This window comes from Allobosea sp. 10N428 (assembly GCF_056394545.1).
This window is the reverse complement of sequence record NZ_JBFTIC010000031.1, coordinates 1-1,655: the sequence shown is the minus strand read 5'-3', so window position 1 is coordinate 1,655 and position 1,655 is coordinate 1. Positions and strand designations below refer to the sequence as shown.

The 1,655-nt window shown below is 64.4% G+C and carries 1 protein-coding gene; it reads left to right on the top strand.

All coding sequences use genetic code 11. The features are described 5' to 3' along the window. The first annotated feature begins 67 nt into the window (after nt 1–67). Nucleotides 68–1,624, top strand: coding sequence for an ISL3 family transposase (locus tag AC1DDA_RS27340; protein ID WP_441514214.1), 1,557 nt, complete (start codon nt 68–70; stop codon nt 1,622–1,624). Nucleotides 1,625–1,655: the final 31 nt, after the last annotated feature.

The following is a 1,655-nucleotide window of genomic DNA, read 5'->3' as shown; positions in this document are numbered from 1 at the left end:
GGGTCTGACTCAGTTTCGCTGCAGGTTGGGGCTGTTCTGACGCTGGTTTCCAGAAGGAATCAGCATGATGAAGCAGCGATTTCGGCCAGCCAACCTGGTTCCTTCAGGATTGATGGTCGACGAGATCGCGATCGAAGGAGATCGTGTTGTTGTCCGAGCTCGGGCGGCCGTCAGCGCCGGTCCATGTCCTGATTGTGGGGCGATCTCGCAACGGATTCAGAGCCGGTATTTCCGGCGGGCAAAAGACCTGCCGCTCAGCGGCCGACGCGTCGAACTCCAGATCCTCGTCCGGCGCTTCAGGTGCGATGCGGTCCTATGCGGCCGCCAGATCTTCGCGGAGCGCTTTGGTGACAGTGTCCTTGCGCCGCGAGCACGCCGGACCGATCGTCTCGATCATATCGTCCAGCATCTCGGGCTCGCGTTGGGCGGCCGGCCGGGAGCGAGTTTTGCCGCCAGGATGATGCTGCCGGTCAGCAACGATACGCTGCTGCGCGTGGTCCGGCAGCGTGCCCGGGTGCCGAGCGAGCCGTTGCGCGTGATCGGCATCGATGACTTCGCGTGGCGGCGCAATCACCGCTACGGCACCATCGTCTGCGACCTCGAACGCCGCCGGCCGGTCGTCCTACTTCCTGACCGGGAGCCGGCGACATCGGAAGCCTGGCTCCGGCATCAGTCCGCTGTCCACACAGTCGCCCGTGACCGTGGCGGGGGCTACGGAGAGGCGGTGGCGCGAGCACTGCCGCAGGCCGTCCAGGTTGCCGACCGCTGGCACCTGATGGAGAATGCCAGCCGCGCTTTCCTCGACGCCGTGCGCAAGTCGATGCGTCAGATCCGCGGCGCCATCGGCGCCACCGTGATCAATCCCGCTTTGCTGACGGCAGCCGAGAAGCTGCAATATGACGGATATTTGCGGCGCGAGGAGACAAACGCAGCGGTCCTTGCCCTCTGGCAGGAGGGCGTGCCGATCAAACAGATCGTCAGGCGCACGGGCCATCACCGCCAGACCGTCAGGCGGATCGTCCGTGGCGAGCGCAGCGACGTCTTCCGACCTCGCCAGAGTTCTCTGGAAGCGCATCTACCCTGGCTTGATGCCCAATGGGATGCAGGCGACCGCAATGCATCAGCCCTTTGGCGCACAATGCGAAGGAACGGCTTCCGAGGAAGCCTTAGAGTCGTCTCGGAATGGGCAACACGCCGACGGCGCGCGGAAAAAACGGACGCAAGCAGCCTCGCTCGCGTCCCATCGGCCCGGACCATCGCGAGGTTGATGACCACTGGTCGCGACAATCTCTCGAAGGCCGAAACTGTTACGATCGCCGCGATCGAGAACGGCGTCCCGGCCTTGGTCGAGGCTCGCGAGATTGTCGCCGACTTCCATGCCATGATCAGAGCGAGGCGGGCCGAGCCCTTGGCTTCCTGGATCGAGCGCGCTTCCCAAAGCCTGGTCGCCTCATTGGCGAATGGCGTCCGACGAGACGAGGCCGCGGTGCGAGCAGCGATCCTCTCTGCCTGGTCGAACGGTCAAACCGAGGGCCAGATCACCCGGCTCAAGCTCGTCAAACGCCAAATGTACGGCCGCGGCAAGATCGATCTTCTCCAAGCCCGTCTGATCGGCGCGCAATGACCCAAAGCGTCAGCAGAACTGCGTCAGACCC